The sequence below is a fragment of the Vibrio neptunius genome, assembly GCA_019339365.1.
Lineage (GTDB): Bacteria > Pseudomonadota > Gammaproteobacteria > Enterobacterales > Vibrionaceae > Vibrio > Vibrio neptunius.
On the sequence record CP079859.1, the window covers coordinates 3,570,364 to 3,576,804 of the forward strand.

At 46.0% G+C, this 6,441-nt stretch carries 8 protein-coding genes and 3 pseudogenes; all 11 read right to left on the reverse strand.

All coding sequences use genetic code 11. The features are described 5' to 3' along the window. Positions 1-1,023, reverse strand: coding sequence for a rod shape-determining protein (locus tag KW548_16525; protein QXX08095.1), 1,023 nt, complete (start codon positions 1,021-1,023; stop codon positions 1-3). Between the two features lie 133 nt (positions 1,024-1,156). Continuing rightward, positions 1,157-1,465, reverse strand: a complete 309-nt coding sequence (locus KW548_16530; GenBank protein ID QXX06603.1) for a hypothetical protein — start codon at positions 1,463-1,465, stop codon at positions 1,157-1,159. Next, entirely contained in the window at positions 1,462-1,809 is a 348-nt protein-coding gene (locus KW548_16535) for a hypothetical protein (protein QXX06604.1), read from the reverse strand. Before KW548_16535 ends, KW548_16530 begins: the two co-directional genes overlap by 4 nt. 195 nt (positions 1,810-2,004) lie before the next feature. Beyond that, on the reverse strand, positions 2,005-2,388 hold the full coding sequence (locus tag KW548_16540) for a hypothetical protein (protein ID QXX06605.1): 384 nt from the start codon (positions 2,386-2,388) through the stop codon (positions 2,005-2,007). 23 nt (positions 2,389-2,411) lie between these two features. Then, positions 2,412-2,801 carry a hypothetical protein gene (locus tag KW548_16545; GenBank protein QXX06606.1) on the reverse strand — a complete coding sequence of 130 codons (390 nt, stop codon included), beginning with the start codon at positions 2,799-2,801 and terminating at the stop codon, positions 2,412-2,414. A gap of 608 nt (positions 2,802-3,409) precedes the next feature. Continuing rightward, positions 3,410-3,649 (reverse strand): hypothetical protein, encoded by a 240-nt coding sequence (locus KW548_16550; protein QXX06607.1) that lies wholly within the window; start codon positions 3,647-3,649, stop codon positions 3,410-3,412. Between the two features lie 36 nt (positions 3,650-3,685). Next, a complete protein-coding gene (locus KW548_16555; GenBank protein QXX06608.1) occupies positions 3,686-3,997 on the reverse strand; it encodes a hypothetical protein in 312 nt (103 codons plus the stop codon). Between the two features lie 64 nt (positions 3,998-4,061). After that, entirely contained in the window at positions 4,062-4,451 is a 390-nt protein-coding gene (locus KW548_16560; GenBank protein QXX06609.1) for a hypothetical protein, read from the reverse strand. 224 nt (positions 4,452-4,675) lie between these two features. Then, a pseudogene (locus KW548_16565) lies at positions 4,676-5,094 on the reverse strand (MSHA biogenesis protein MshP). Next, positions 5,069-5,810 (reverse strand): annotated as a pseudogene (locus KW548_16570) (MSHA biogenesis protein MshO). Before KW548_16570 ends, KW548_16565 begins: the two co-directional pseudogenes overlap by 26 nt. A gap of 24 nt (positions 5,811-5,834) precedes the next feature. Next, positions 5,835-6,361 (reverse strand): annotated as a pseudogene (locus KW548_16575) (MSHA biogenesis protein MshD). Between the last annotated feature and the right edge of the window lie 80 nt (positions 6,362-6,441).

The window sequence follows — 6,441 nt, forward strand, 5'->3', positions numbered from 1 at the left end:
TTATTCTTCACTGAATAGATCGCCACCGTGCATGTCGATCATTTCTAGAGCTTTACCGCCACCACGAGCCACACAAGTCAGTGGATCTTCAGCAATAACGACTGGAATGCCTGTTTCTTCAGTGAGAAGGCGATCGAGATCTTTAAGTAACGCACCGCCGCCGGTCAGAACCATACCATTTTCTGAAATATCAGACGCAAGTTCTGGTGGACACTGCTCCAAGGCGACCATCACAGCAGACACGATACCAGTCAGAGGCTCTTGTAGAGCTTCGAGAATTTCATTTGAATTCAGGCTAAAGCTTCGTGGCACACCTTCAGCAAGGTTACGGCCACGCACTTCAATTTCTTCAACTTCATCACCTGGGTATGCTGAACCAATCTCGTGTTTGATTTTCTCTGCTGTCGCTTCACCGATCAAGCTACCGTAGTTACGACGAACGTAGTTGATAATGGCCTCATCAAAACGGTCACCACCAATGCGTACTGACGAGGAGTAAACTACGCCGTTTAAAGAGATCACCGCTACTTCTGTAGTACCGCCACCGATGTCAACAACCATAGAGCCAGTAGGCTCTGAAACTCGTAGGCCAGCACCAATTGCCGCCGCCATTGGCTCATCAATCAAATAGACCTCACGTGCACCTGCTCCCAGTGCGGACTCACGAATGGCACGACGCTCAACCTGAGTAGAACCACAAGGGACACATACCAAAACACGAGGGCTTGGTTTCAGTACACTATTATCATGAACTTGCTTAATAAAGTGTTGCAGCATTTTTTCGGTTACATAGAAGTCTGCAATTACGCCGTCTTTCATAGGACGAATTGCCGAGATGTTACCTGGAGTACGACCCAGCATTTGCTTTGCAGCATGACCAACAGCAGCAACACTTTTTCCTGCTCTGTTACGGTCCTGACGGATAGCGACTACTGAAGGCTCGTCTAGAACAATACCCTGTCCCTTGACGTAGATAAGAGTGTTGGCAGTACCTAAATCGATTGATAGATCATTAGAAAATATGCCACGAAGTTTTTGAACATATTCTTCGCTCGTCCTGAAAGAATTAGAAGATAGAAAATTGCACTAAATGTACCAATGCCTTGCCTTATCAGCAAGGCATTGAACTATAAACATGGACTGAAACCCGCAATTTCTAACAGATTCCTAACGAAAGTCGAAAAATCTCGTTGTCTCTAATTCTGCTCGTTCCACCAAATGACTCGATCACTCCTCGGTATAGACCAAATTGTGTCAGTCCTGAAGTGACATCATCCAGACTGCCATCGCCATTTTCATCATATTTTAGCCAAGGAAATAACAAATCCACATTGAGAGAGGTTGTGATCGTTCCAGTGCTACCAGATCCGGGAGGAGTAAACTCTATCCAAGACTCTCCACCGCTGGCTATCGCAGAAGTAAGCGAAGCATTAACCTCCGGCTGAGTAGGACTACCATTAGTCACAACCGTGTAGTTCCCCGATGTAAATACAAAGTTACCGATCCCCCAAAGCTAGTGCATGAGTCATCGGTATTGGTGTCAAAGCGATCACTTTGATAATGTTGCAGCTCCAGTCGCTGTCTCACCGTAGCAATCTCAGAGCCATAAGTGTCGTTGATAACCAATCTTCCCCAGCGTAGGGCCATAGTCCCATCTACATCATCAAAATTAATTCCTTGGCAATTACCTGAGTCATTGGGCTTTAAGCAAACACCATCGGAATCCGTCACATCACTCGCAGTTAATACCAATTGAAAGCTAGCAGTAAAAGGATTGATTGGCGTCGTTGCCTTGGTGTAATAAATCATCTCATTTTCTAGCTACCATGGTGCTGCCAGTCGCAGGTGTTCTGGTCACACTGGGTGAAGCCGCAGTGTCGAGAGCCATCGTTAGACTGTTATCCGAGAGGTAGTTACGGCTTCCCCAATTATTGCTATATCGCCACCATTCACCGATAACATAGTTACCAACAGGTGAACCATCCACGGCTTTAGGATTTAGTGTCAGTTCAGGGCTAGTCGAATAACCAAAGATTGGCCAATGTAGCTAAACTTCGGGGATTGAGAGCAAGCACCCTGCAGCACTGGCGTATTCAAAATATCAGTAGACGTCGTTGGAAGTTCGAAATACGCAGGAATAAAACGTCCTATATTCCCTGTCGTACCAGCGGTAATACTCTTAGCCGTACTTCCATAAAATGAGCTTGGTGGCGTCACAGTAAAACGAAACACACCAACCTCAGAGACCGATTGCGTCACGCTATTGGTACCATTCAAAATAGGAGTATGGCTGTAAGAGGTGGTACTAATACTGCCTGCGGTGCCTGTTGAGGGCTGCACCAAACTATGACTGATGGTAATGTTGCTATGTTTGTAGTTAGGTGTCACTTGGTTATCCTGATTGTAAGCGGTCACCTTAAGATTAAAGCTTTCCCCTGCTTTGGCGAAAACACTACAACTGGTATCGGCACTACTACAGACTCCCGGAGCCCCCAGACGAATTTTTCAGCTGTTATGGTCAGATATTTAGGGAAACTCACGAAATTCTCTGCACCTCTAAGCTCTAACCCTAATTCATCTCCAGTTCCGACATATTTTGCATTCAACTGTAAATGACCTGCATCATCATAATTGAGATTGAATTTCGTTTGACCGTTACTATCAAACGCTAAATTATAATTTGTCGCCACTAACTCACTGGTGCCAAGATCCGTATCACTTCCCGTCACATCAACAGATACTTTAGGGCTTCCGACCAAATCTGCTCCTGGGTCTAAATACTGATTCCAAAAGGGCGACACTCTTTGTCACTCCCCCAAAGCCGACATCACATTTAGTATTGCTGTCTCCCTGCTTGACAGCACTAAGCGTGACTTCAACGGATTCAGCGGCATACTTGTCTGGCATATCGATAACAAACCGCTATCAGAAAAGACTAAATTACAGTTCTGGTCGCTCCAGCTGCCACTACCAATTTGGCGTAAATTAGTAGAGAAAGGACGGGCCGGAGGGTTTGACCCCACCACATCTAACTTGATACTGCCTGGAGAATGTTTCCGTATAAAAAAGGTCTCAGAGCCACCAGTAATGGTTTGGGTTATTTCCCCCTTCCCCAGCCTCCTCCTCCAGGAACGACGGAGGAGATAAGGTAATGCTGACAGGGTCAGTGTATAACTCCTTACAGCTTTCATTTTTACATGCCTTATTGGTGACTTGTGATTTGTTGCATGTAATGCCTTGCCCAGTGTGGGTAATACGAAAATGATCGATTTGCTCTTCTATGGGGCGTGATTTAAACGCACAAACTTGGAAGTTATCAATCTCGTGGATATTGGTCACACTGCCTGTCGAGCCAGTGTAATAGAGAGTAAGAAATCATCCGGTACCGCTGCCTGATTATATTGACTATCTAAAACATTAATTGGCCCGACAATGGATTGCCAGCTACCGCTCCTATCTTACGTGATATCTCTGCCTGCGATTCATTGGTGATCCGTGAATCCACCACAATTTTATAACGATGTACCGCCCCAGAATTATTGTTATCCACGGTTGGCGACAAACAGTCACCATTCTGATTCGTTTGGCCATTGTTACATGCACCCGCTAAATAACGATAACCCGTTTCACCGACACCAGAGCCACGCATCGCAACAGATTGACGTCGCCTTCCTGGTTCACTGCCTTAGCCACCTTCATTGGAGAAGTTACCATATTCATCAATCCCCACGCCGAGCCATCCACCAGCAAACCCCGGCTCATTGGGTTTAAAACCATAACCTAGAGGGCCACCAAACGCGCCTGCTCTCGGCGTAACTAGTGCATCGGAAAGCACAACACCAATACCATCCGCGCCGGAACCATTATAGGCAAAATGATCAAACTCTATTTCAACCAAGTTATCCTTAGCAGGGAATAGACGCTGATAAGTCGACGACGTCGCTCGATCTTGCACCGCTTGAGTAAAACGCAATCGACTGCTGATCACACCTGGCATGAAAGAACCACTGCTGGTCGACGTCACCCAGAGATTAGATAGTGAGCCTGAATTGAAATCATCACTAAAACACTCCAAAGGGCAACGCTTGAGTGTCACACATACCGATAAGATTAGCGCTTTCTATCGCATCGGGCTCAACCGTTACCGTGCTGTTACCCGTTGTGACTAGCGCGCCTCCAGCAGCAAGAGCCCCTGATATTTGTGCATTACCCGCGACCTGAACGCTTCCCGCGACATACAAAATGCCATTGATTTTGTTCTGACCAGCAAGCTGCAAGCTACCTGCCACATAAATAAACAAATCTTCCGGATCACCATCAAGGTTTAACTCAGCATTCGTTAGTTGGAGAGAATCAAAATACAAACGAGTCGTTGAACCATTGGTGCTGAGTTCAACGCTATTTTGAAATCGACCAAGAGTTATAACTGTAATCGCCAGGTGTAAAGTCACTCGTTCTTAATGTAAAGCCTTGCCAACAAAGATTACTTCCTCCAAAGCGGAAACAGTCAAGATTACCAAGCTTATTATTAATAACGTCCGATGGTGGAACTAAGCCATTACCGGAATGATTTCCAGAGGGAGGATCAGTAAAGATGTCTGTACATTGAGGTACAGCATAAGCGTAAAATGGTATCATTAGACCAATCACGAAAAAACAATGTTCCTCATCATTTTCATTGCCTGACTCCTACCTCAATGACTCTTTGCAGTTGCCACCCTCCCACTTGGCACAATCCTGTTGAAACCAATTGAAAGACCTCAACATTATTATCCAGCGTTCCCAAAGAGGTACATGTCACCGAGGCCGAGCACTGAGATAAACCAGCCCCCGAAAACGAATCGTTTGCGCGGCCCCGACCTGACAGCTACCGTCCAGTAACGGTCTGATAAAAACGGCTAATTTCTATCTGTGCCGCAGAGCGTGCCGCCATTTCTGCTCTGGTTCCAATAACTGATGCAATCAGTTGATCACTACTACGCTCTTGATTTCGATTGGCGATGGCCGCCACAAACCCACCACTACAACAATGATGAAGATCACCAGAAGCAGCCCACTCCCGTTTTGACTACGGCGTGTTGTAGATAAGTGCATCATGATCAAACCTTATTTGTTCTCCATTATCAGAAAACGTAAGCTCCATCTTCACCAAACCGTTGCGTTGCAGTTGAGGTGAAGCAACAACAAAATTCACTGCAGCGAGATTCCCCACGATCTAACCCCTGACCAAGCAATGCAGGATCTAACGTCGCTCTATCTGGGGCATAGTTGGAATACCTCAATAGCTCAGTGCCAACCAAGCAAAATGCGACGGGATCACGGTAGAAATACAAACGATCCGCAGGGCTCAATGTAGTAAAACCTGCACTGACCGTTAAATTGACATTCACCATGGAAGTCATCATCACTGGCACTAAAATCAACATCTGTACTCACTTGGGCAATTTGGCCCAGCACCACTAATATTCTGCCTCAGACTCTGCCGCGTCTGTTGGGTACACCACAACACGTTCCGGCACTGATACTTTCACAACAGGAGCACTCGAATGAGGCTGACGTAGCCGCAACGGTGGGTAGATTCATGTATATAGCACTGTTTGTGATCGGCAAAATTTCAATGCAGTTATTCGCGACCACGACACTGTTGGGAATGGCTTCTCTAATCTCTCGACGTAGCCTTTCAGTAGCAAAGCGCCCTTGCTGAATCAAAGCTTCACGATTAGATGAGTCTGAGTAAACTACCAATGATTGACGCACCACTTCACCGACAAACAGCCCAACAATGCCTAACAAAGTGATGAAATAACCATTTCAATCAGAGTAAACCGCGCATCAAAGAGTCCCTTTGTCGCTGAAAATGGATAAGTGTTCCCTGACGATCAGTAATGGTAACGGTAATTCTTCATAATGTGTCCTGGTGAGAGATTCTACGCCTTGCATGGTGCCACCGATATCCTGCTCATAGAAGACAATAATGGCGACGTTATAACCTCTTGATACTCGCCACTAATAATCAGACCTGGCACATCTTGAACGGCACCGTTCAGGCCATCAAAGTCGTCGTGTATCATCATTGTATAAGGTTTTATTTGTCTCCCAAGATCAGGAACTAAGGGCGGTAGCATCTGTGCATAAATCTCGGTCGATAGTCGCAACGAGGGGAACACATTCCAAGGTAAACCACCATTTATTTAGAGGTTTGCTTGATCAAAATTACGGCCCAGCATCTCATCAACACCGCGCGGCCTAACTCCGCCGCTTTCACCGATAAACCTGCTCAGCGCTGTTTGCCTTTAGGAAACAGCCGTGATCGATACACCACTGATCGCGCGATGCCCATAATCCCGATAACGATCACCATTTCCAATAACGAAAAACCGTTATGTCTAGCAGCTTGTCGGGTTCATAAAAAAATCCTTCTGAATTAATACAAATAAATCG